The organism is Novosphingobium sp. RL4, assembly GCF_035658495.1.
Taxonomy (GTDB): Bacteria; Pseudomonadota; Alphaproteobacteria; order Sphingomonadales; family Sphingomonadaceae; genus Novosphingobium.
In genome coordinates this window covers 1,614,357-1,636,613 of the sequence record NZ_CP141945.1, presented here as the reverse complement: position 1 = coordinate 1,636,613, position 22,257 = coordinate 1,614,357, and the positions used below count along the sequence as shown (strand labels likewise).

Below are 22,257 nucleotides of genomic sequence, written 5' to 3'. Positions count from 1 at the left end.
CTCTGCACGGCAGCGCCGGCGGAAAGCCGGTACTTTCGGGCCGGCCATCCTGTTCCTGGCTGCTCCTGCGCTTTGCAATCTGACCCTCGTCATCCCTTCCTACGCCTCCAGCGGAGCGTTCTGCATGATACCTGCACATCTCAAGACCGACATCGAGGCCGACGGCCTTACGCACGTCCTGCTCGTTCGGGAGTTTCACAAGGGCGAACCGCTGGTGATTTCGGAACCGGCCTCGGCCCACACCGCCGTCGCACCCTCGGACCTTTGCCTGATCAAGCTGGTGGTGGGACCGGGCAATCCGGGCCCTGTCGGCGCGCCTTCCACTTCGCCCGGCATCGGCATCGAAGTATGGCTGCCCAGGCCCGCTGCCTGGAATGGAAGGATACACAATATCGGCGGCCTTGGCGGCTTCGACGGCGGTCAGCACAGCTCTCCGGACGCAATCGGCTGGCCCTATGCCGCACTGACGGCGGGTGGAGAAAGCGCAGTTTCCGCCAGCACCGATTCCGGCCATGTCCCCACCAATGGTGCCTGGGCCATCAATCCGGATGGGTCCCCTGCCAGGCAGCTCTGGGAGGACTACGCGCACCGGGCGATGCATGTGATGGCCGAGAAGACCAAGCAGATCGCGCGGGCTTACTACGGAAAGCCGGCGCACCACGCCTATTATGAAGGCGTATCGACCGGCGGACGCCATGGCTACCGGCTCGCCCAGCAGTATCCGGGCGACTACGACGGCATCATTGCCAGCCTTCCGGCACTCAACTGGGCCCAATGGGTTACCGCCGATGTCTATCGCAGCCTCGTTGTAGAACGGGAACTCAGCGGCCGTTACCTGACCAAGGCCCAGATGGACCTCGTCTCCAATGCAGCGATCGCGGCCTGCGACACGGTTGGCGGGCAGCACATGGGATATGTGACGGACAACCTTGCCTGCACTTACGATCCGACCAAGGACCCCGCAGTGCTGCACGTGGAAGACGGCGGCACGAATACCAGTCCTGATGCCCTTTCGCTATCCCAGGCGCGTGTCGTCAACCAGATGTGGTACGGCATGACCAGTGACGGCTCGGCACCTGATCCCCATCGCGACAACGGCGCGGGAACGGCGCTTGCCGGCCCACACAAATGGTATGGGCTGATGCGCGGCACATCGCTCTATCAGGCCTACTTCGCCAATATCGGCTACGGCAGTTCCAATGCGCACGAAGGATACGTGGCCGATCAGGTCGCGCTGGAACTGGCCAACCCGCGCCTGGCCAATCCAACCTTTCGCAATGCGTCCGGCAACGGCGAGGGGGGATGGACCGCTTTGACCTATCAGGAACTCTCCCACGCCTTCGACCGCGGGACCGAACTCGACAGCACGTTCGGCGGCCTCGCAAGCGACGATCCTGATCTCTCCGCGTTCAAGGCACGCGGCGGGAAGTTCCTGAGCTGGCACGGCTGGAACGACGAAGCGATTCCGGTCCAGGGCACGATCCGCTATTACGACCGGGTGCTTGAAAAGATGGGCGGCGCGCAGAATGTGCACGACTTCTTCCGTCTCTACCTCTTGCCCGGTGTCGGCCACATGTCGCCGAACGGCACCTCCAATCCCGATGCGCACCCACCACTCGTCGCGCCGGGCCAGTTCTATGCCTTGATGGTGGACTGGGTTGAAAACGGAAAGGCTCCCGATTCGATCGTCATCGAGACCCCGCCGGAAAGCCCGGTCAGGCGCTCGGCGCCCATCGCCCCCTACCCGCAGCAGGTGCGATACGTGAGCGGCGACCCCAACGAGGCATCAAGCTACGCCGTGCAATGAAACGCGAAGTGCAAGCCGATCGGCGGGGATGAACCGCAGCGTCATCCCGCCAGATATCCGCGTATCGCCGCCAACCCTCTTGCGGCGAGCGGGGAATGGACCCTGCCCTTGAGCCGGCCCGCGAAGATCGCGGTTGGCGGAAGCGGCATTCCCTCGATGGCGACTGCTACCAGCCGGCCATCGCGCAATTCCTCGGATATAAACGCCTGAGAGCAGATGCAGACCATATCTGCGGCCATAACCGCGTCCCGCAGGATGTGATAGTTTTCACAGACCATGCGCGAACGGCTCGGGATCGGCGGCCCGACCGGATCTTCGACAGAACTCGCCCATGGATAATCAGCCAGATCGGCAAGTTGGAGACGCTTGCGGGCAAGCAGGGGATGCCCCTGACGTACCACGCACACCGGGCGCGCATCGCCGACATGTTGCAGCTCGATTTCCCCGGCATCGGCAACATGCGGACCGGGAAAGAAGATCAGCTCGACCTCGTCGTTGGCAAGCGCCTCGATCAGTTCTTCCCCCGGCCGGACCATGACGCGAAGCTGCACATTACCGGCGCCGAAAAAGTCGCCGGAGAAGCGTGGAACCAGCTCGCTGGCCAGCAGCGGCGCCATCCCCATCGACAGCCGCCCGCTACGCCCACCAGCCAGAAGTCCCATATTGCTTTCGAAGACCCGCAACCCTTGTAGCAGAGGACGCGCCTGCTCCAGAACCTGAAGCCCGGCTGCGGTCGGCTCCACACCATGGCCGACGCGATTGAAAATCGCAAAGCCGTAGCGCTCCTCGATCGTCGCTATGCTTCGGCTCAATGCCGGCTGGCTGAGGTTCAGCTCGATCGCAGCGCGCGAGAAGCTGCCGCAGCGTGCGACGGCGAGCAGGTGCTGCAACTTGCCAAGTGAGAGGTCCATAAACAATCCGCATGGAGATACACGAATTCAGCATTAGACCTCATACCCCGCTTGCCGCAATGCTCGGTCCATAATGACAAGCGAGGGTGCTCGATGTTCAAGCAGATCTGCTTCTTCCGGAAGCGGCCGGATATGTCGATGGACGCCTTCCTCGACTATTATGAAAACCAGCATTCCCAGCTTGCGAAGAAGATGGGTGCGAAGCCCGCGCTGCCCAATGCGGTGCGCTATGTCCGCCGGTATCTGACGCCCGAAAGGAACCCCATAACCGGTGAAATCCACGATTCCGGCTACGATTGCCTGATTGAGATCTGGTGGAACAGCCGGGAGGATTTCGAAGCCTCCCAGCGCATCATTTCCGATCCCGCGCGCCTGCCGATGACGATGGAGGATGAGCGGCGCCTGTTCGCCAGCCATGCCAACCCGGTCTGTTCGGTGATCGATTACGACTCCCCGATGGGCCCTCATGGCGAACCGACACATGTCGTTCTTCGCCACGGCGATGAAACGGAGTAAATGGAATGAGCGATGAAAACATGCAGGTGATCCGCGAAGCCCGGCGCGACTGGGTAAGCGAACACCGAGAGATGTACCTTTCTTCCGGCGGGGCGAAGGGTCACATCATGGACATCACCGCCGTTGGTGGCCGTGCCTTCGCAACGCATTGCCTGGTCAAGTACGAGGGGCGCAAGAGCGGGAAAACCTTCATCACGCCCCTGTGCTACGCCGACATCGGCGGCGAAGTGGTGATTTGCGCATCGAAGGGCGGGGCTGACCATCATCCGGCCTGGTATCTCAATATCGTCGAGCAACCGGAAATCGAGTTCCAGATCGCGACCCAGGCATTCCGTGGAACCTGGCGTGAGCCAGAAGGTGCCGAACGCGAGAAGGTGTGGTCCTTCTTCATCGACTGCCATCCCTTCTACGAAACCTACCAGAATTCTACCGCGCGCGTACTGCCGCTGGTGATGTTCAAGGCAGCCGGGGAGATTCCGGTTTTCCGTCCCGATGATGCCACCGGCATCCGGACCACCTGATTTCCGATGGCCGGCACATCAATGACGAGCGAGGAAACGGCACTATCCTACGCGCGCGGCATTCCTCTTTCGCAAGAGACAGCTTGCGGCGCCCTGACGCTGGGTGCCTATCTTCAAGAGATCGTACAGCGACATGGTGCCAGTGAAGCAGCCGTCATCCATCTGGACGGCGAAGTCATCCGCTGGAGCTATGACGATCTTTGGGCGCGCGCCAACGAAGTGGCCCGGGCGCTCAAGGCCTGCGGCGTAGGGAAAGGCACACGCGTCGGCCTACTCATGACCAACCGGCTGGAGTTCCTTTCCTGCCTGTTCGGCACCGCACTGGCGGGAGGCGTCGCCACGACAATCAGCACCTTCTTCACCGCGCCGGAAATTGGTGAGGTGCTGGAAGCGTCGTGTTGCGCTATCCTGCTGGTTGAGCGGCACGTGCTCAAGAAGGACTTCGCGGCGATGCTGGGCGAACTGGAGCCTGGTATCGCAGCAGGCATTCCCGACCAATGCCTCTCTGCCCGTTTCCCGTTCCTCAGCCATGTTGCGCGCGTCGACGGGGATGAGGGAACAGGCGCGGTAGAAGGCTGGTCCTCGTTTCTGGCGCGCGGAGACACCATTCCCGACGGCGTGATCGAGGCTTGCGCCGCGGCGGTGCTCCCCAGCGATCCAGGCACCCTGTTCTTTTCGTCCGGCTCGACGGGCAAGGCAAAAGGCATAATGTCCGCTCACCGGGCGATCTGCCTGCAGCTTTGGCGCTGGAAGAGCTGGTACGGGGTCACGGACCCGCCACGAACATGGTCCGCCAACGGCTTCTTCTTCTCGGGCAATTTCACCATGGCGCTGGGCGGAACGCTCTCGTCCGGCGGTTGTCTTCTGCTCCAGCGCTGGTTCGATCCCGAAGCCGCGCTCGCCCTGATCCAGGCGGAAAGGGCGACGATGCTACTCGCCTGGCCGCACCAATGGCCGCAGCTCGAAGCCGTGCCTGGTTATGCCGAGGCCGACCTGTCCGCGCTGCACTATGTGGATGGCGCCTTTCCGCTGGCCCACCACCCGAGTGTTTCGGCCAACTGGACGGAGCCTCGCGCCTACGGCAGCACCGAAACATTCACACTGATTTCGGTCTTTCCGGCCGGCACTCCGGAAAGTGAAACAGCGGGAAGCCATGGCCGCCCCACGGCAGGATCGACCATCCGGATCGTCGATCCCGTGACAGGCCAGACCGTGCCACTCGGGCACCGCGGCGAAGTCGCGGTGAAGGGCCCCACGCTGATGCTGGGCTATCTTGGCGTGCCACTCGACGAGACGCTGGACGATGAGGGCTTCTTTCGAACCGGGGACGGCGGTTGGCTGGACGCAGAAGGCCGTCTGTTCTGGGAAGGCCGACTCAACGACATCATAAAGACCGGCGGCGCCAACGTCTCCCCGCTGGAGATCGATGCGGTGCTCCGTGATTGCCCTGGCGTAAAAATTGCGCAGACGGTGGGAGTGCCCGATCCTCTGCTGGGCGAAATTGTGGTCAGCTGCGTGGTGCCGCTGGAAGGCGCAGCCCTGTCGGCCGACCAGATCCGGTCCTTCGCGCGTAGCCGTCTCGCCAGTTTCAAGGTGCCCCGCACGGTGCTGTTCTTCGGCAACGACGAACTCAAGACCACCGGCAGCTCGAAGATCAAGACCGCCGATCTGCGCAAGGCAGTGGTCAGCCGTCTCCGATGACGAGCGGCCCGCATAAAAATAATCATTGGGAGAGCACGACATGAGCCTGGAACAGGAACTCGCGGATCTGAAAGCAACAGTCACCTATCTCAAGGATCGGCAGGACATTCTCGACTGCATCCAGCGCGAGAGCAGGGCGCGCGATCGTCAGGATGTCGATCAGATTACGGGTTGCTGGTGGGAGGACGGCGTCGACGAGCATGGGCCCAGCGTCACGTTCGCACCGGATTATCCGGAAAAGGCCAACAAGGGCCACTACACGAACTTCAACATGACCAGCCACAACATCACCAACCACATCTGCGAGCTGGAAGGTGACGTGGCGCATTGCGAAAGTTACGTGATCGGCGGCCTCTACTGGCTCGACGGCAAAAGCACGACCATTGCCATCGGTCGCTATCTCGATCGACTGGAAAAGCGGAACGGCGAATGGCGCATCGTCGTGCGTCGCTGCACGATCGAGGCCACGGCCGACTGCGACGGCACCTGGATCCATTCAAAGAACGTCCAGGGTTTCCTCAAGGGCCTGTGGAGCACGGATGACCCTTCTTATGAGCGCCCCTACACATGGAAGTCCCGCGAGGAAGGAGTTCGCTGGTGAGCGATTGCCCCACCCCTGCGCCTCTGGCCCCGCAAACACTTGAACGCATCCGCCTGAGGGAAGCCGAGATTCTCGGCAAACCGCCACGGGTCGAGACAGTGGATCGCCTGGCGCGTGCGGACGAGATCCTGGAAGCTACCGACCGGCTGCGCGCCTCTCTATTTGGGAACGTGTCGTCCCTGTCGATCGAGCAGGTTCCCCAGATCATGGTGACGATGCTGCCGTTCGGCACCTTGTGGGAGCGGATCATGGGACTGTCCATGACCGTCATGGGGCCCGCGAGCCGACTTGCCCGGCGCGACCAGAAGCTGGCCATCCTGCGAACGGGATGGCTGCTTCAGGCACCCTACGAATTCGGCGAACACGTCCATCAGTCAAAGGCCCTGGGCATCACCACCGACGAGATCGAGCGGATCACCGCCGAAGGATCGGCATCGCCGCTCTGGTCCGAACACGAACGCGCGGTTCTGCGATGTGCGGAGCAATTGCAAGCCCGCGCCTCGGTCGATGACGAGACATGGGACGTGCTGTCGCGCACGCTGGACACCGAGCAGATTTTCGAACTGATCGTTCTGATCGGCCAATTCACGCTGGTCGCCTACTTCCAGAACGCGCTGCGACTGCCGCTGGAAGCCGGCAACCCCGGACTGGCCGCCCGCTGATCGCCGCGGCCTGCCTTCTCAGGGGTTTCCGGCTTCTCCTCCAGTCACGGTAACCTGCTCCATCAGCCGGACGGGACCGATCAGCCCCGAAGGACGCAGCGGCGCATCGGCCCGGTATGTTGGCATGATCGTGTAGGCGATCTTGCCAGCGCCCTTCTGGGCATCTCCGATCAGCCGATTCATCCAGAGATCGGCGATCCGCACCTCTACCGTATTGCGCCCGGAGCGGACCTGCCGGCCTATGTCGATGCGATAGGGTGCGTGCCACAAGGTGCCGACAGACTTGCCGTTCACTCGCACCTCGGCAAGATCGCCCACTGCTCCAAGGTCGAGCCAGAGCGCTCCGGATTTCGCAATGCGGGTATCTAGCTTGAAACTCCGTGAATAAGTTGCGATGCCGGAAAAGTACCGAACACCCGCATCCGCCACCTCATTGAGGGGACGCAGCTGCGGCATGGTGATTGCGGCAGGAGCGCCCCTGCCCTGCTGGAACGTGACAGACCAGTCATTCGACAAATCCCGTAATGCGTCGAAACGCGTGCCGGGCTCGGCGCGTCGTTGGCCGGCAGACGGCTTTCTGAACACGACGAAGTAGGACTCCTCGCTTTCGAAAGGCAGGGTGACGAAAGTGCGCCCACCGTCGATCCGATAGCTGGCCGCCGAGACCGTGCCGGTATCGGCGCGCCAGATTTCCGGGATTTTTCCCACCACCCGAAAGGCCGCCTCCGTTCGCATCGCAGCCGCCTTTCGATTGGACACGAAGTACGCATCGCCATCTGCGAGAATGCGGTGGAGGAACAGGAGGTCATCGCCCGAGGCGGCCTCGAAATCCGGCAAGACATCGAGGCTGGCGAGCGCCTCCTCGACATCGCGGCTGGCGACGATCTTGCCCTTGCCGACTTCGGTCACCAGCGAGCCGGGCCATAATTTGGCGACGAGTACAGCAAATTCCTGCGGGTCTTCTCCCAGCCCCGGCGATGCTTCTGGCGGCAGTCCGACCACCGCAGCCCCGTCTTCCGCCAGCCTTGCAATCCGCCGCAGAATGGGCAACGTCATCCGGGTGCTGTTGCCGCCCAGGTAGAGTACACGGTAACGCATCCCGCCCGGAGCCACGAGGCTGCCGTCCTCCACCTTCAGCAGGGACAGCACCGCATCCGCATTGACAAAGTCGTAACCGAAGTGCGCCGGCGTGTCCGTGAAGTAGCCATCCTGCGCCTGCGGCCCTACCGGAGCTTCTTCCCCATAGAAGTAAGCGACGTCAGCGGCATAGCGCCCCTGTTGCAGCAGGAACGAACTGCGCGCGATGTAGTCAATCCATGGACGCGCCATTTCCGCCCAGGTTTCGTGTCGGGTGAAGAACTGGCCGATATGCCGCATCGAGAGACCGGGCTGCCGATCGTCCAGCGGTTGGTGCACCGATGTGTGTATCACGGGCAGGTTAATGCCGCTGGCAAACTCCAGATCGATGACGCGCCGCAGGTCGGAGGGTGCATGTGCCCAGGGGTAGCGTGTGGACGTGAAGGATTCGGCTGCGGCAAAGCGCCGTCCGTAGATGTGGGCGGTCGACGCCGCTCCGCGCAAATCCGCCAGAAGATTGGGGCGCGGACCAAGATCGCGCCGGTAGGTCCACATGGCGACCATCGGCACATCGGCGTATTGGCGCATCGCGATGTCGTCGCCGAGTGAAACGCGCCAACCTTCCAGAGATTCGCCGTAGACCTTGAGCCCGCGTTCATGCGCGACCCTCGCAATCGTCCCATAGTGATTGGACGCGTGCAGTTCGGCGATTGTCTTGCGCCAGTCTGAGAGAAACGCCTCGCTGCCGGCCCGCGAACCGACGACCACGCCCGTCAACGCCGGTAGCCATGCCCGCGGATCGTAGCCCCGCGCCTTCCGGAACGCGTCGAAGAGGCCCGGTGTGTAATTGAAGGCGCCCACTTCGGTGCTGTCGGTGAGTAGCGCTCGGACGCCCCGATTGCCCATGAGCTCGCCGCCAACCGCCGAACTGTACGTGTCCAGATAAGTATTGAGATATCGGCTTACGGCCTCCGCATCGAGCTTGTCGACCTCCAGCCCCGTCGCCTCGACCGATGCAGGACCGTTCGTTCGCCCGGTCAGGGAGTATCCCATGCGCAGGACTTTCCACGTCCCGGCCGGCGGCGTCCAGTCGAGGGTACCATCTGCCTTCAGGCGCGAGGTAAGGTCGATCACCTGGCTACCGGAAGTATCTTGCGTGCCCGATCCTCCACTTGTGCCAAGAGCGTGATAATCGCGGGCCATTCCGAAACCGGCCTTGATTTCGAACTGGTTCACGCGCTCTTGCGGCGATAAATGCAGTTCCGCCAGCTTCACCGCGCTCGCCGCGCCAGCCGAAGTCGGCCGATAGCCGAGGTATCCGGGCGCCGCATCGGCGTCGTAGGGATTCAGGGGCCCGGCGGGCCTGATCGTCAGGCGGAAGCGTTCTGCGGTAACGGCATCGAAACTGACAGTGGAAGGTGCAAGGCTCGGTACGATCTCGGCAATGTGTCGCCAGTCGGCACCTCCATGACCGACTTCCAGACTGACCTTCATTGTCGGGCCTGAAAACATGTCGGCGCTTCCCGGCACGAACACCGTCGCCGACCGGATCGTGACAGGCACCGGGTAGGTGATAACGACCATGGCCGCGCCTGCCTGCGGGTCACGCGTTATGTCGAGTGCCTGTTCGAACTTGCCGTCCGTCAGCAGCCCGGCGTCCAGCGCCTTCCCATTCGCTTCGGTAATCACCGGCAAGGGTAGCGGCGGATCTTCCCGCTCGCGCACCGCCAATGTCGCGACATCCGCATAGAATTGCGGATGGAGGCGCTGCGCGGTGCTGGCACTCGGTTCATGAAGAACGATATCCTGAAACGGACCGGTGAAAGATGGCGGAAGAGCGATTTTCCCCCGGAACCGTCGCCTTCCGCTCAGGGTCGTCTCGCTCCAGACAAGTTTCTTCATGCCATCGCGGGGAGCCACCCAGGGTCCGCCGGTCACGCTCCATCCAGGAGAACTCGCGATCGTCAGTTCAAGGCCGAGACGATCCGCATCGCCCGCCGCATATCGGAATGCATCCTTCCATTCCGGCGACATGTAGGCGAGGCGTTTGTCAACGATGACGGGCGTCGCGAAGTAGTCGATATCGAATGCCTGGACACCGCCAAGGCCGATGCGCTTCATCCATTCGAGATCCTTGTGAATGCCGGCCGTGGTGACATTCCCGTTCATCCAATGCCACCAGGTTCGAGGCCGGGATTCCATCGGCGGGTCGAGGAACCCGCGCAAGAGTGCATCGTCGCTCTCGACGATCTGCGGGATTGGCCCTCCCGGCTCCGGCTCAGCACGAGCCAAAGCCGGGAGGGCCAAGGTACCCGAACAGACAAGAAGCGCTAAAAACGTGCGCACGCCACTCTCCCGATCCGGCACTGCCGCGTTGCCGGTTTCGTTGTTCCTAGGACATCCCGCCGGCAAGCCTGCCGCGGGACAGTACGGGTTCGAGCGCCTTGTCCCACTCGGCAGCAACGTCGAACCCGCGCGCCTGGCGGAGCCATTGCTGGGCAAGCCCCTGCATCAAAGCCATGATGTGCCGGCTGTTGGACACGGGTTCGCCGATATAGGGGGTGAGCAATTGCGTCAGGAGTTCAAGCGCCAATTGCTCGCGATTGCGAAACCAGTCATGCGCCACATGCCCAACTTCCAGCGATTCCGCCTGCAGGAGCAGCACGAAACGCGTGATGACAGGATCCGCCACCGAACGGCGAAACATCTGCCGCATCAGTTCGACGATCGATTGCCAGGCCAGTGCCGGCTCTCCCTGCGCCTGTTCCACCGCCTCGATCAAAGGCATGACCGCCGCACTTTCGCGCGTCTCGATCGTCTCCAGAACCGCGAGAAGAAGGTCTTCCTTGGACTTGAAGTAATAGAGAAGGCCCGCACCGGACATCCCGCAGCGATCGGCAAGGCCGTGGACCGTCAGGCCATGAAATCCAAGCTCAGCAAACATTCCGATGGCGTTCTCGATGATGGAGGATCGCCGCTCCTGAGGATTTGCGCGACCTTTCCGCTTTGTCATGCACGGCCTCTCGCAACCGGGCTGCGCGCGACCGGGTCGGGATCGTTCACCAGATGCGGCACGGCATCGAAGATCATGTTCGGGCGTGAGCGGGCGTTGTAGCGCGGCCAGTCAAGGTGCCTGCCGGAAGGCTTTCCGGTTTTCGCAAAATCGAGCCATGCCGTCATCATCACATCGCAAAGCGCATCGACTTCGGCCCCCTCGCCGATGAAACCGACCGGAACCTTGGTTCCGAATACGAGCGGGACTTCGGTACCGTGGGGACTGCGCAGCAGGCGATCGACCACACGGGGTTCGTAGTCGATCCGGTAGAGGTAAACCGGCGCCGCATTTTGCGCCGATTTGCGATCCGCCATTACGATAGAATCCGAACGGAACAGTCTGTCCGTCATCATCGATGTCACCAGGTAGCTCGGATCGTCCTTGGGATAGGCGGCGCGATAGACATCGAACGATGCCGCTCCGCGATCACCGAGAACCGCCGCAAAGCGCGCCCGGGCATGGTCTTCGCTCATTGCGCCAAGTTCGGGATCGCTGGCCATGAAGAGCGTGGCCTCATCCTTCGCCGAACCCAGCATGAGCGGCACGTTCCTGGAGATATCGGTAGCTGCAGGGTCGAACGGATCGGCAAGGATGGAGCGGCCATCGACCATCGGCGCAAGCGTTCCCGCCGCAAGCCCTGTCCCGGCTGATGGCAGGCGGACCGCAGAAGCCGCCGCGATCACCTTCTGGCGGTCCACCTTTTGCAGTGCGTGAACATCGGCCCTCGAAATGCCGAGGCGAGCGATAGTCTGTCCGGCGATTTCCTCGGCATCGGCCTTGGTGACGAGCGAGACGATCGGGCCGCTCATCGCAACCGCCTTGTGGAACAGTCCGCTCGCCGGGCCCATACCCAGCAAGGTGGAAACCTTGGCCCCGCCACCGCTTTGCCCGAAGATGGTGACGTTCTCCGGATCACCGCCGAACGATGCGATATTGTCCCGCACCCATTCCAGCGCGAGCACAATGTCGAGCATCCCGACATTGCCGCTGTCTGCGAAATCCTCGTGCAACCCGCCGAGATAGAGAAAGCCCATGGCATTGAGGCGATGATTGAGCGAGACGAACACGACATCGCCACGCCGGGCAAGCTCGCTGCCATCTGTCATCGGGTCCAGCCCGGACCCCATCGCGAAGGCGCCGCCATGGAGCCAGACCATCACCGGGCGCTTTCTCGCGGAAGAGGCGTCCGGCGTGATGACGTTGAGGACAAGGCAGTCCTCGCTCTCCGCAAGCTGGGCATTGGTCAGATTGGCGACTGCCATCACCACCGATAGGCCTCTGGCGCGGGGATCGACCTTGCCCATGATCCCCGGCAGAGTGATCACGCCCTGGGGCGCCTTGTGGCCCAGGGCATTGCAATCACGCACGCCGGTCCAGGGCGCGGGAGCGGTCGCGGGCTGGAATCTCCGCAATCCGGTGTCGCTTCCATAAGGAATCCCCAGGAAACGGGATACACCGCCTGCGCGCGTTCCCCGCACCTTTCCCGAGGTTGTCTCGACCGCACCAGTCGGAGCCTGTTCACCGGCACCTGCCATGCCCGGCAAGGTCAATCCCACCGCGCCGGCAAAAGCAGCACCCAGCACTCCGCGTCGATCCCAGATATCTTGGTCCATGCCGGCATACATCCCTTCCCGATCATCGCGCGCGGCGCGGCATCGACAGCCCCAGCGATTTGCGCAGCTCCGGCCTGAGTGCGATCACGTAGAAGCCGCTTGCGTTGCAGGCGAACCAGATCTGCCCGCTATCCTTCACATAATGGACATGCGACATGCAGGGATCGCCGGGCTTGAAATAGGCGATCTCGCGAGGGTCGGCGGGATTGCGCAAATCGGCGATGCGAAGTCCGGCATACATGAACGGGAACAGGCCCAGAGTCGTATTGTCAGCGTCATCCACATCCTGGAAGTGCGTGGACGCCGTCCCGGCCCGGCCCACGATCCCCCCGGTGGCCTTCTCTATGGGGTTGGGCGACGGGCAGTTCTCCTGACGGTTCATCGCAAGCCGGAATTCGCCTACGATTTTCGGATTCCTGTCATCCGCGATGGACGTGATGCGCGGCCATGCCCCAGGACAGGCGCCGAGTTCGCCGGCATTCACGATATAGGAAACGCCCGCGATACGGGCACGAACAGGGGAATGCCACCCGGCATGCGGGGCCGCGCCGGCCAGCCGGAGCCTGGGATCGGGCTTGCCTTGCGCAAAGTCGCTATTGTCGAAAATGAACAAGCCTCCGGCATCTTGGCCCACCGCTGCGGGCGAAGGGAGGCCGGGCTTGGAACTGCGAAACTCGTGTTCCGCATCCGCCCCCTGCGAGGTCGTGACACCGACATAGATGCGCGAACCATCGGGGCTGAACACAAGCTCGTGCGGCGCGAACTGGAAGCTGGTGCCATCGGGACGCGTCGCCTCGAACTTGCCGACGAACCTGGGCCTGGCGAGATCGGAAATATCCATGATCTGGATGCCGCCAGCCCCCGTGAAGGGATTGAGAACGGTTCCGTATATGAACCGTCCGTCCGGCGAAATCGTGATCGTATGTACAGCCTCAGGCCACTTCACTTCCGATTTGAGCTTGGGGTCCGCACAGGCATGAACATCATAGACCGACAGCCACCCCTCCTCCTGCTCCCCCATTCCGGCAACGCCGCCATAAGTGCTGGCAGCCAGGATGGCCTTGTCCTTTGTCGTCAGGGCATTCAGGGTTTCGGTCGCGTAAATGGCGCCCTTGTCCTGCAGATAGCGGACCGTCTTGGGAGCGGTGGGTTTGCTTACGTCGATCACGGCGACCCCCGATGTCGCACCGACGGGAAGCTTGAGCAGTTGCCCATCGGGCTTGATCGTCATGCCCGAGGCGACGTAGGCGCACGAACCGGACCACGCCATGGCCAGGTTGCCCGTTCTCCCTCCAATGTCGGAATGCCCGACGACATCGACGCCTTTCGAGTATGGCACGGCCAGCACCTTGCCCGCCTCGGCCTCCATGGTCTCGCCCTGCTTGCCCGGTTCCGGACGGTCCACAGTCGAAGCCGCCTCAACCGCCTGCCACGAAACAGCCCCGCAGCCGGCGAGCAGGAGAAGACCAAGCGCCCTGCCGGTCGTATGTGCCCTGAATTTCATTTTCGGCATGTCCCCCGTCTCCTCATCCGGCGGCGCAAGCCGCTTGGACGCGCATCTCTGGACCCATATCTTATGACGTGGGCCGCTTTCCGCGCATTATCTACTGAATGTTTAGTATTATTTGTCGCCTTGGCAAGCCCGACCTTGATTATTACCGATCGTTCGGTAGGCATAAAATTAGAGCGCGGTTCCGAAGGCGCAGTTCCACCTCAACCCGCACTCAGCGCCGGCGATCAAGGAGCGGACAAATGCAGTCAGTCAACGACAATTCGGCGATCGAGGCCGGCCATGTTGCCGCTCATGATCGCGTAGCCGAGCTTCGCGCCATCTACGACAGCAGGGACGTCAGTGCGGCATGGCTGCTTTGCGACCAATGGGGTAAAAGCGCTGTCGCATATCGGGTAATTTCTCCCGACCTGAGCGCCGAAGACATCACTTACGGCGAATTGCGGCGGGAATCCGAAAGGTTTGCTGCCGCTCTTTTCGAGCTCGGCCTCCGTCCCGGAGACCGGATCGCCACGCTGATGGGCAAGAGCCGCGAATACCTGGTCACTTTGCTTGGAATATGGCGGCTGGGTGCGGTTCACGTTCCCCTGTTCACGGCCTTCGCGCCATCGGCGATCGCCATGCGTCTGAACGGAAGCAGGGCCCGCGCGATCGTCTGCGATGAAGGTCAGCGGGCGAAACTTTCGGCTGAGGGCGATGTCGCCATGCCCTCGTCGCTTCTCGTCATCAGTACTGGCCAGCCCGGTCAGGAGGGCTACAGCTTCGCCGGCATAACGGAGCAACACGAACCCGGCTTTCCGGCCGCAACACTCGGCCCGGATGCACCGCTCATCCAGATCTACACCTCCGGAACCACCGGAGATCCCAAGGGTGTGGTCGTGCCGCTGAGAGCTCTTGCGGCATTTCGTACCTATGCGGAGTTCGGCCTGGGGCTCCGAAGCGACGATGTGTTCTGGTGCGCGGCCGACCCGGGATGGGCCTATGGGCTCTACTTCGGCATCCTCGCGACATTTTCCACGGGAACCCGCAGCATCCTCCTCCAAGGTGGCTTTGCACCGGAGATCACGATGGATATCCTGTTTCGCGAACAGGTAACGAATTTCGCGGCAGCCCCCACCGTCTACCGGGCACTTCGCTCCGCCGATCTTGTCGTGAGCGAACCGCTTCGGCTGCGCTGCGCTTCCAGCGCCGGAGAACCGCTTACCCCGGAGGTCAATCTCTGGGCCAGAAGCGTGCTGGGCGTGACGGTACACGACCATTACGGACAGACCGAAGCCGGAATGCTCATCAACAATCACCACCATCCCATGCTTCATCATGACGTAAGGCCCGGTTCGATGGGACATGCGATGCCCGGCTGGAAGGCCGTCATCCTCGATCCGGAAAAGGATGTGGAACTCGCGCCGGGTCAGGCAGGTCGCGTGGCAATGAAGGTCAGCGAAAGCCCGCTGATGTGGTTCACCGGTTATGACGGCGATTCCGCGAAAACAGCCGGAAAATTCACCGCTAACGGGGAATACTACCTGACCGGTGACAACGGTCTCGTCGATGAGGACGGATATTTCCGCTTTTCAGCGCGCGAGGATGACGTCATCATCATGGCAGGCTATCGCATCGGGCCATTCGAGGTCGAAGCGAGCATGTCGACGCACCCCGCCGTCGCAGAGGCCGCTGTCATCGCCGTTCCCGACGAAGTCAGGGGCGAAGTCATCGAGGCCTATGTCGTCGTCAAGGACGGCACAGTCTCCTCCCCGGAATTGGCGACGGAAATACAACGATGGGTCAAGACGCACTATGCCGCCCACGCATACCCGCGCGCGATCCATTTCATCGATGACCTGCCCCGGACGCCCAGCGGCAAGATCCAGAGATTCATGCTCAAGCAGCGCAGACTGGAAGAATTGGGCGTTCGGGCGTGATTGCGCTACCGGACAGCGGCATGGATGCCATCGAAGCCATAAGCGGCCGTCGCTCGATTCGCCGGTTCCTGCCAAATCCGGTGGCGGAAGACACGATCCGGGAAATCCTGGACATCGCCGCAAGAGCGCCATCCGGCACGAACATTCAGCCGTGGCTCGTCCACGTGACGACCGGCGCGGCGCTGAGAAAGCTGAGCGAGGCGGTCATTCACGCGGCGAAGAGCGGTGAGCGAAGCCTCGAATACAACTACCTGCCGCCCGCGATGAAAGAACCCTATATGTCGCGCCGCAGGGCGATCGGATATGCGCTCTACGAAAAGTACGGGATCGCGCGGGACGACCTTCCTGCGCGCGAAGCGGCGATGCTGCGCAATTTCGAGTTCTTCGGTGCGCCGGTAGGTCTCTTCTTCACGATGGAGCGCGAGATGGCCCTCGGCGCGTGGCTCGATTGCGGCATGTTCATGCAGAACGTCATGATCGCCGCGCGGGCTCGAGGCCTCGAAACCTGCCCCCAGCAGGCGTGGTGCGACTTTGGCGCAGTGGTCCACCACCAATTGAACATTCCGCAGGACCATATCATCCTGTCAGGCATGGCACTGGGGCATGCGGACTGGTCCGCGACCGAGAACGGCCTTGTCAGCGAACGTTTGTCCTCAGCCCAGTTCACGACCTGGCACCGGTAGGCGGCGTGGACAGATCCGGCCCCATCGATCTTCGAGGTAAAATGGCTCCGTTTTCAGTTTAGGGCCTAGGCGGCGGGCTTCCGCATATACTGCGGCTCGGGCTGGGTTACCAGTCTCGCAAGCCAGGGACGCAGGCGCTGCTCGAATGAATCGACCAGTTCGTAGATCACCGGCACCAGCACAAGCGACAGCAGGGTCGAACTCAGGATGCCGCCAATGACGGCAATCGCCATCGGCTGGCGGGATTCCGATCCCTCGCTGATGGCAAACGCCGTCGGCAACATTCCCGCGATCATCGCAATCGAAGTCATGATGATGGGCCGGGTTCTTTGCGCGCAGGCCTCGATCAAGGCCTCCCTCATCGGTTTTCCGTCCCGTTCGGCCTCTATCGCGAACTCCACGAGCAGGATCGAATTCTTTGCGCACAGTCCCATCAGCATCAGCAGACCGATGAGGACCGGCATGTCTATTGCGAAGCCCAGCAGGCGCAGGGCCGCAAAGGCACCGAGCAGGCTGAGTGGAAGAGCCCCCATGATGACCGCCGGCTTGAAGAACCCGCGGAACAGCAGGACCAGCACGGTATAAGTCAGGCCCACCCCGGCAAACAGCGCCAGGATGAAGCCGACGAACATCTCTTCCATGATCTGCGTCGTGCCTTGATGCGCTTCGTGGATGCCGGCGGGCAGCTTCTTCATCGTCGGCAAAGTGCGAACGTCGCCCATGGCCGACCCGATCGCTTCGCCAACGCCAAGATCCGCCTCCACGCTGACACGGCGTTCGCGATTGTATCGGATGATCTTTCCGGGTCCGGCCTGAAAATGGATATCCGCAACAGCCGAGAGAGGCGCTGTATTGCCGTCCCTCGTAGGAACCCGCAATTCGGAGATCCCCGAAAGGCTGCCCCGCATCGTTTCCGGCAATCGCACACGGATCGGCAACCGCTGTTCGCCTTCCGAGAATTTGGCCACCGATGCGTCGATATCGCCGATCGTCGCGATGCGCACGGTATTGGCGAGGGTCGTGGTGTCGACATTCAGCCGGGCGGCCTCATCCGGCCGCGGCGTGATGACAAGTTCCGGCCCCGGCGCCGAGGGGCTCAGGCGCGGATCGGCAAGAGAACGAAGCTTGCGCATTTCCCGCAGCAATTGCGACTGCGTGCGCTCGAGCGCCGCTCCGTCAGCGCCCGCGATGACAACCGAGACAGCCGCTTGCCCGAAATTACCCTGATTATGGAATCGCGCCTCGGGAATGACACGGAGCTTGGGGCCGATCCGCGCCTGGAATTCCTCGGATGTTTCCGAGCGATCGCGGCGCAGGAGCACTGTCAGCGTCCCGTCGGTAAGGTCCGCCCCTCCGCCGCCAAGGCTGCCCCCCGTCGAACCGACCTGGGCGAACACGTTTTCGACATCAGGCTCGCCCATGAGGATGGTTGTCGCTTGCTGGACCGCACGGTTCATATCCTCACGCGTCGCGCCGGGCGCGCCTTCCACCGCCACATAGACGTAGTTCCGGTTCTGGGTTGCCTGAAAACCGATCTGAAGCGTCGCGGCGATAGCAATGGCCAGAACAAAAAGTCCGACACCGATGCCGGCGCACAGTTTCGGGCGGGCCAGCGCCCAGGCCAGCGCCCGCTCGTGCCGCGGATCCAGCTTGCCTCCGGCCACGGCGGAATTGCGCAGGTGGTGCGGCCTGAGGAAATAGGCCGCCATGAGCGGCGTCAGCAAACGGGCGACAACCAAAGAGAACGTCACCGCAGCCGCGACGGTGAGGCCGAATTCCTTGAAGAACTGCCCCGCCTGGCCGGGCATGAGCGAAACCGGCGCAAATACGGCAATGATCGTCGCGGTCGTCGCGATCACGGCAAGTCCGATGGCATCGGCCCCGACCAATGCGGCCTGATACGGACTTTCGCCCTTTTCGATGCGCTTCTCGATATTCTCGATTTCCACGATCGCATCGTCGACGAGAATGCCGATAACAAGCGTGAGAGCCAGCAGGGTGATGCCGTTCAGGCTGAAACCCATCGCCGCCATGTAGATGAATGTCGGCACCAGAGAGAGCGGCATGGCCGCCGCTGCGATGGCTGTCGCTCGCCAGTCGCGCAGGAACAGGTAGACCACCACGATTGCGAGAATGACGCCTTCGATCAGCACATCGAAAGTCGCGTGGAAACTCCTGCGCGTGAGGTCTGCGGTGGAAACGATCTTCTCGAATTTGACGGCAGGATGCAGCTGCGAAAGATGCTCGACCGCCTTTTCCACGCCGTCCGCCACCGTGACATCGCTCGCCTCGCTGGTCTTGGAGACCTGGATGGCGACCACCGGCCTGCCGTCAAGCCTTGCGAAACCGCGCACCTCGCCCTGCCCGTCGCCCACTTCCGCAACGTCGGAAAGCCGCACGTAACGGCCCTGGACAGGGATGGAGAGATTGCGGATCTGATCGATATCCTGCGCCGAACCGATCACCCGAACGGTCTGCTCTACCCCGCCCACGTCCGAACGGCCGCCCGGTGCATCGGTATGAAAGCTGGCGAGCGCAGTATTGACCTGCGCGCTGGTTACGCCGAGGCCCGCCATGCGCTGCGGATCAAGGATCACGGTAATCTCGCGCTCCGCTCCGCCGATGCGCGAAACCTGCCCGACACCCGCTTCGGCCTGCAGCGTACGCGTGGCCTCGTTATCGATGAACCACGCCAGTTGGGTATCGCTCATCCCAGGTGCGGAGACGGCGTAAGTGACGATCGGCGCACTATCGAGGTCGACGCGCTGAACCGTTGGCGGATCGATGCCGGTGGGCAGTTCCACCCGCGTACGCTCCACGGTCGTTCGCACGTCGTCGGTTGCCTTCTGCAGATCGCTGCCGAGTTCGAATTCGAGTGAGGTTACTGAAGCCCCAAGCGTCACCGTAGAGGAGATGTTCTTGATGCCGGGAACACCGGTGAGCGCGTTCTCGATCGGGCGGGTGACCTGGTTCTCCATTTCGGTAGGCGCGGCCCCGCTCTGGGTTACGGTAACCGTGACGATAGGCAGGTTGACGTTGGGAAACTGCTTTACCGGCATCCGCAGGTAAGCGACCGTCCCTGAAATAGTCAGGAGAATGAAGAGAAGGGCAACGGGAATGGGATTGCGGATCGCCCAGGCCGATATGCGAAGGTTCATCGAACCGCTCCTGCAATCCGTACGGTATCGCCATCGAGCGTGAAGGAAGCGCCCTTTACCGCCACCCGCGTACCTTCAGGCGGACCTTCCCTGAGTTCGACAAGGCCGTCGGCGTGGCGACCGGTGCGAACGGCCTGCCGATGAACCCGCGTGTTGCCATCGATGACCATGACACTGGCCCCATCGGCATCGTAGCGAACGGCACTTTCGGGCAGCGTGGCCACGCGGACCGGCCGCACGAACGTCGCCTTGGCAAAGCCGCCCTGTCGCAGTTCGCTGTCCACCGGCAATGCGATACGGGCTATGACAAGACCCGTGGTCGTGTCCACTCGCTCGCCGATCAGGCGTACGGTGCCCTGGAGCGTTCGGCCGGAGGCAAGGATGACCCGAGCCGGGTCGCCGACGTGTATTTCCGTTGTCGAGGCTTCCGGCAGCTCCGCGTAAAGCTCCATCAGGTTGTCCCGCGCCATTGTGAAAAGCGCGGTTCCCGAGCTTGACGTGTCGCCGGGCCGGGCCGTGCGCTCAAGGACAAGACCGGCGGATGGCGCCCGGACGATAAGGTGCGCCTGACGGACCAGCAGGTCATTGAGTTGTGCCTGCGTCGCGGCCCGCGCGGCCCCGCTGTTGCGTGCCGCGAACTTCCGCGACGCTATCGCCTCGTTCGACAATACGCCCTGATTTTCAAGCCCATCAACCCGTGAAGCTTCCTGCCTTGCCTGCTCGAAGGCAACCTGCTGCTGAGCGAGCGTAGCGCGCAGTTGTGCGATCTGGGAAACGAGCAGGCTGTCGTCCAGTACGGCCAGCGTCTGTCCCTTCCGAACCAGCGCGCCTTCCTCGACCAGGACCCTTGAAATCCGATATCCGGCGAGATCGGCTGCCACAGCCGTCTCTTCGCGCGGCACAAGACGACCTGAAGCGGACAGACCGCCGTTCATTTCGCGCATCGATACACTTGCAGCGGTCACCACCTGCGGCGGCAAGGACTGGCGAGTGGGCGCCTCGCCCTTGCACCCTGCCAGCATCGTCGCTGCCAGCAGCGGCGCAAGAGCAACCAGAACCGGCATCTTCGAAGTCATCATCATTGCGCTCCCTGCGCCTCGATTTTTCGCGCCTCTGCCGGCATGTCGGCGACCGGCTCCCATCCTCCCCCCATCGCGCGGACGGCAGCGACCGTGCCTGTAAGGAGCGCCAGCCTTCCGGCATCGCGCGCTGCGCGCGCTGCGAGCCAGGTCTGTTCGCTCTGCAACAGGGTCGTGAGGTCGGTGAGGCCGTTCCGATAGCCGCGCGCGGCACTGTCATATGCCGAGCGCGAGCGGCGTTCCGCAGTCTCCAGATCGCCCATCCTCTGGCGATTTGCCGCCAGCCTGACCAGCGCGTTCTCCATCTCGCCGAAGGCGTTCTGAACCGTCTGCTCGTAGCTGACGACGGCGGAATTGCCCCGAGCCTCGGTAACCCGCAATTGCGCCATCAAACGTGTGCGATCCAGCAGAGGGACCGCGAGACCGGCCGCCAGGGACCACAGCCCGGTGCCCCCGCCTGCTCCGCCAGTCGCTGCCGTCAGTCCGATGCCCGGGTCTATCGTGAAGCGCGGGAACAGCGCGAGCCGGTCGATCCGAACCCCCAGCGCCGCCGATTGCACCGCAAGACTTGCAGCAAGGACATCCGGCCGCCGGGCAAGCAATATCCCCGGCGTGGTCGCCGGCAGCACCGGCGGGGCAGCAAGGCTTGCCTCGATCGTGAGGCTGTCTGTGGCGGCGTCCGGCGTTCCGGTGAGGATGAGCAGCGATCGCTTTGCCGCCTGAAGCTCCGCTTCAAGCCGCGGAACTTCTGCGCGTGCTGAAGCCAGATCGCTTTCGAGGCGGTCCGCATCCTGCCCCGAGGTCAGCCCGCGTCCCAGACCGATACGGGCGGATTGCGCCAGCCGTTCGGCGATTTCGAGCCGCTCACGCGCAGTGGCGAGATCGATCGCCGCACTTCGCGCATCGAACAGCGACGAAGCGACATCTGCCGCCAGCGCCAGTCTGGCCGCATGGAAATCGAGGCTGGAGGACGCGTACTCAACGTCTGCCTGTTCGCGCGTGGCGGCAAGGCGGCCGAAGAGATCGACTTCCCAACTGGGATAGAATGTCGCCTGCAGAGTGTCGGCCCCGCCTGCATTGACCCCATGGCCCCACAGCCTGCGAGTTCCCGTCTCGGTTGCCGTGGCCGCGAGATTACCGCTTGGAAGAGTACCCGCCCGCGTGACGGACCGGGTGGCGCGCGCTTCGGCGAGGCGGGAGGCTGCAAGCCGCGCCGTGGTGCTGCGGGCCAAAGCCGTCTCGACGAGATCGTTCAACTGCGGATCGGCAAACGCCGACCACCAACGGTCGAGCGGAAATTCCTGCAACGATGCCGCGGCCGTCGCCCCGCCCGCGAACGCGGCAGGCACGGCGAGGTCGGGTCTCTGCAATTGAACCGAAGGCGCACAGGCGGACAGCACAGCCCCTGCGGTCACGAATGCCCCGATACCGACAAACCTCAGAC

The 22,257-nt window shown here is 62.8% G+C and carries 16 protein-coding genes; 8 read left to right on the top strand and 8 right to left on the bottom strand.

The features are described from left to right. Positions 1 to 124 precede the first annotated feature (124 nt). The gene (locus U9J33_RS24150; RefSeq protein WP_324699448.1) at positions 125 to 1,807 is read left to right on the top strand and encodes a tannase/feruloyl esterase family alpha/beta hydrolase; all 1,683 of its coding nucleotides are present in this window, start codon (positions 125 to 127) and stop codon (positions 1,805 to 1,807) included. A gap of 41 nt (positions 1,808 to 1,848) precedes the next feature. Here U9J33_RS24150 and U9J33_RS24145 read toward each other — a convergent pair whose 3' ends face one another. Next, complete coding sequence (locus U9J33_RS24145; protein WP_324699447.1) at positions 1,849 to 2,718, bottom strand: LysR family transcriptional regulator; 870 nt, start codon at positions 2,716 to 2,718, stop codon at positions 1,849 to 1,851. A gap of 93 nt (positions 2,719 to 2,811) precedes the next feature. Between U9J33_RS24145 and U9J33_RS24140 the strand changes: the two genes are divergently transcribed. The 5 genes from U9J33_RS24140 to U9J33_RS24120 are packed head-to-tail and all read left to right on the top strand — an operon-like array spanning position 2,812 to position 6,719. Next, a complete protein-coding gene (locus U9J33_RS24140; RefSeq protein WP_324699446.1) occupies positions 2,812 to 3,234 on the top strand; it encodes an EthD domain-containing protein in 423 nt (140 codons plus the stop codon). A gap of 5 nt (positions 3,235 to 3,239) precedes the next feature. Then, entirely contained in the window at positions 3,240 to 3,755 is a 516-nt protein-coding gene (locus U9J33_RS24135) for a nitroreductase/quinone reductase family protein (RefSeq protein WP_324699444.1), read from the top strand. Between the two features lie 21 nt (positions 3,756 to 3,776). After that, positions 3,777 to 5,456, top strand: coding sequence for a class I adenylate-forming enzyme family protein (locus tag U9J33_RS24130; protein WP_324699443.1), 1,680 nt, complete (start codon positions 3,777 to 3,779; stop codon positions 5,454 to 5,456). 40 nt (positions 5,457 to 5,496) lie between these two features. Beyond that, positions 5,497 to 6,057: a nuclear transport factor 2 family protein gene (locus U9J33_RS24125; RefSeq protein WP_054435492.1), complete on the top strand. Its 561-nt coding sequence runs from the start codon at positions 5,497 to 5,499 to the stop codon at positions 6,055 to 6,057. Then, on the top strand, positions 6,054 to 6,719 hold the full coding sequence (locus U9J33_RS24120; protein ID WP_054435494.1) for a carboxymuconolactone decarboxylase family protein: 666 nt from the start codon (positions 6,054 to 6,056) through the stop codon (positions 6,717 to 6,719). The genes U9J33_RS24125 and U9J33_RS24120 overlap by 4 nt, the downstream gene beginning before the upstream one ends. An 18-nt stretch (positions 6,720 to 6,737) precedes the next feature. On the opposite strand, the gene U9J33_RS24115 is transcribed toward U9J33_RS24120, so the two are convergent. The 4 genes from U9J33_RS24115 to U9J33_RS24100 are packed head-to-tail and all read right to left on the bottom strand — an operon-like array spanning position 6,738 to position 13,968. Continuing rightward, the gene (locus U9J33_RS24115; protein ID WP_324699442.1) at positions 6,738 to 10,163 is read right to left on the bottom strand and encodes a glycosyl hydrolase; all 3,426 of its coding nucleotides are present in this window, start codon (positions 10,161 to 10,163) and stop codon (positions 6,738 to 6,740) included. A 25-nt stretch (positions 10,164 to 10,188) separates the two neighbouring features. Further along, positions 10,189 to 10,809: a TetR/AcrR family transcriptional regulator gene (locus tag U9J33_RS24110; protein ID WP_420719906.1), complete on the bottom strand. Its 621-nt coding sequence runs from the start codon at positions 10,807 to 10,809 to the stop codon at positions 10,189 to 10,191. After that, positions 10,806 to 12,464 carry a carboxylesterase/lipase family protein gene (locus U9J33_RS24105; RefSeq protein ID WP_324699440.1) on the bottom strand — a complete coding sequence of 553 codons (1,659 nt, stop codon included), beginning with the start codon at positions 12,462 to 12,464 and terminating at the stop codon, positions 10,806 to 10,808. Before U9J33_RS24105 ends, U9J33_RS24110 begins: the two co-directional genes overlap by 4 nt. Positions 12,465 to 12,486: 22 nt before the next feature. After that, complete coding sequence (locus U9J33_RS24100; RefSeq protein ID WP_324699439.1) at positions 12,487 to 13,968, bottom strand: hypothetical protein; 1,482 nt, start codon at positions 13,966 to 13,968, stop codon at positions 12,487 to 12,489. A 248-nt stretch (positions 13,969 to 14,216) separates the two neighbouring features. Between U9J33_RS24100 and U9J33_RS24095 the strand changes: the two genes are divergently transcribed. Together U9J33_RS24095 and U9J33_RS24090 are read left to right on the top strand one after the other, a co-directional pair. Continuing rightward, entirely contained in the window at positions 14,217 to 15,893 is a 1,677-nt protein-coding gene (locus U9J33_RS24095) for an AMP-binding protein (protein ID WP_324699438.1), read from the top strand. 20 nt (positions 15,894 to 15,913) lie between these two features. Then, positions 15,914 to 16,576 (top strand): nitroreductase, encoded by a 663-nt coding sequence (locus U9J33_RS24090; RefSeq protein ID WP_324699437.1) that lies wholly within the window; start codon positions 15,914 to 15,916, stop codon positions 16,574 to 16,576. A 65-nt stretch (positions 16,577 to 16,641) separates the two neighbouring features. On the opposite strand, the gene U9J33_RS24085 is transcribed toward U9J33_RS24090, so the two are convergent. Genes U9J33_RS24085 through U9J33_RS24075 form a run of 3 tightly spaced genes read right to left on the bottom strand, consistent with a single transcriptional unit; the run spans position 16,642 to position 22,228 of the window. After that, positions 16,642 to 19,734 carry an efflux RND transporter permease subunit gene (locus tag U9J33_RS24085; protein ID WP_324699436.1) on the bottom strand — a complete coding sequence of 1,031 codons (3,093 nt, stop codon included), beginning with the start codon at positions 19,732 to 19,734 and terminating at the stop codon, positions 16,642 to 16,644. Next, positions 19,731 to 20,816, bottom strand: a complete 1,086-nt coding sequence (locus U9J33_RS24080; protein ID WP_324699435.1) for an efflux RND transporter periplasmic adaptor subunit — start codon at positions 20,814 to 20,816, stop codon at positions 19,731 to 19,733. Before U9J33_RS24080 ends, U9J33_RS24085 begins: the two co-directional genes overlap by 4 nt. After that, positions 20,813 to 22,228, bottom strand: a complete 1,416-nt coding sequence (locus tag U9J33_RS24075; RefSeq protein WP_324699434.1) for a TolC family protein — start codon at positions 22,226 to 22,228, stop codon at positions 20,813 to 20,815. The genes U9J33_RS24080 and U9J33_RS24075 overlap by 4 nt, the downstream gene beginning before the upstream one ends. Between the last annotated feature and the right edge of the window lie 29 nt (positions 22,229 to 22,257).

Excerpts from the sequence above, each read along its gene's own strand:
- U9J33_RS24150 (WP_324699448.1), top strand. The coding sequence starts at position 125 with ATGATACCTGCACATCTCAAGACCGACATCGAGGCCGACGGCCTTACG.
- U9J33_RS24145 (WP_324699447.1), bottom strand. The coding sequence starts at position 2,718 with ATGGACCTCTCACTTGGCAAGTTGCAGCACCTGCTCGCCGTCGCACGC.
- U9J33_RS24140 (WP_324699446.1), top strand. The coding sequence starts at position 2,812 with ATGTTCAAGCAGATCTGCTTCTTCCGGAAGCGGCCGGATATGTCGATG.
- U9J33_RS24135 (WP_324699444.1), top strand. The coding sequence starts at position 3,240 with ATGAGCGATGAAAACATGCAGGTGATCCGCGAAGCCCGGCGCGACTGG.
- U9J33_RS24130 (WP_324699443.1), top strand. The coding sequence starts at position 3,777 with ATGACGAGCGAGGAAACGGCACTATCCTACGCGCGCGGCATTCCTCTT.
- U9J33_RS24125 (WP_054435492.1), top strand. The coding sequence starts at position 5,497 with ATGAGCCTGGAACAGGAACTCGCGGATCTGAAAGCAACAGTCACCTAT.
- U9J33_RS24110 (WP_420719906.1), bottom strand. The coding sequence starts at position 10,809 with ATGACAAAGCGGAAAGGTCGCGCAAATCCTCAGGAGCGGCGATCCTCC.
- U9J33_RS24105 (WP_324699440.1), bottom strand. The coding sequence starts at position 12,464 with ATGGACCAAGATATCTGGGATCGACGCGGAGTGCTGGGTGCTGCTTTT.
- U9J33_RS24100 (WP_324699439.1), bottom strand. The coding sequence starts at position 13,968 with ATGAAATTCAGGGCACATACGACCGGCAGGGCGCTTGGTCTTCTCCTG.
- U9J33_RS24095 (WP_324699438.1), top strand. The coding sequence starts at position 14,217 with ATGCAGTCAGTCAACGACAATTCGGCGATCGAGGCCGGCCATGTTGCC.
- U9J33_RS24090 (WP_324699437.1), top strand. The coding sequence starts at position 15,914 with ATGGATGCCATCGAAGCCATAAGCGGCCGTCGCTCGATTCGCCGGTTC.
- U9J33_RS24085 (WP_324699436.1), bottom strand. The coding sequence starts at position 19,734 with ATGAACCTTCGCATATCGGCCTGGGCGATCCGCAATCCCATTCCCGTT.
- U9J33_RS24080 (WP_324699435.1), bottom strand. The coding sequence starts at position 20,816 with ATGATGATGACTTCGAAGATGCCGGTTCTGGTTGCTCTTGCGCCGCTG.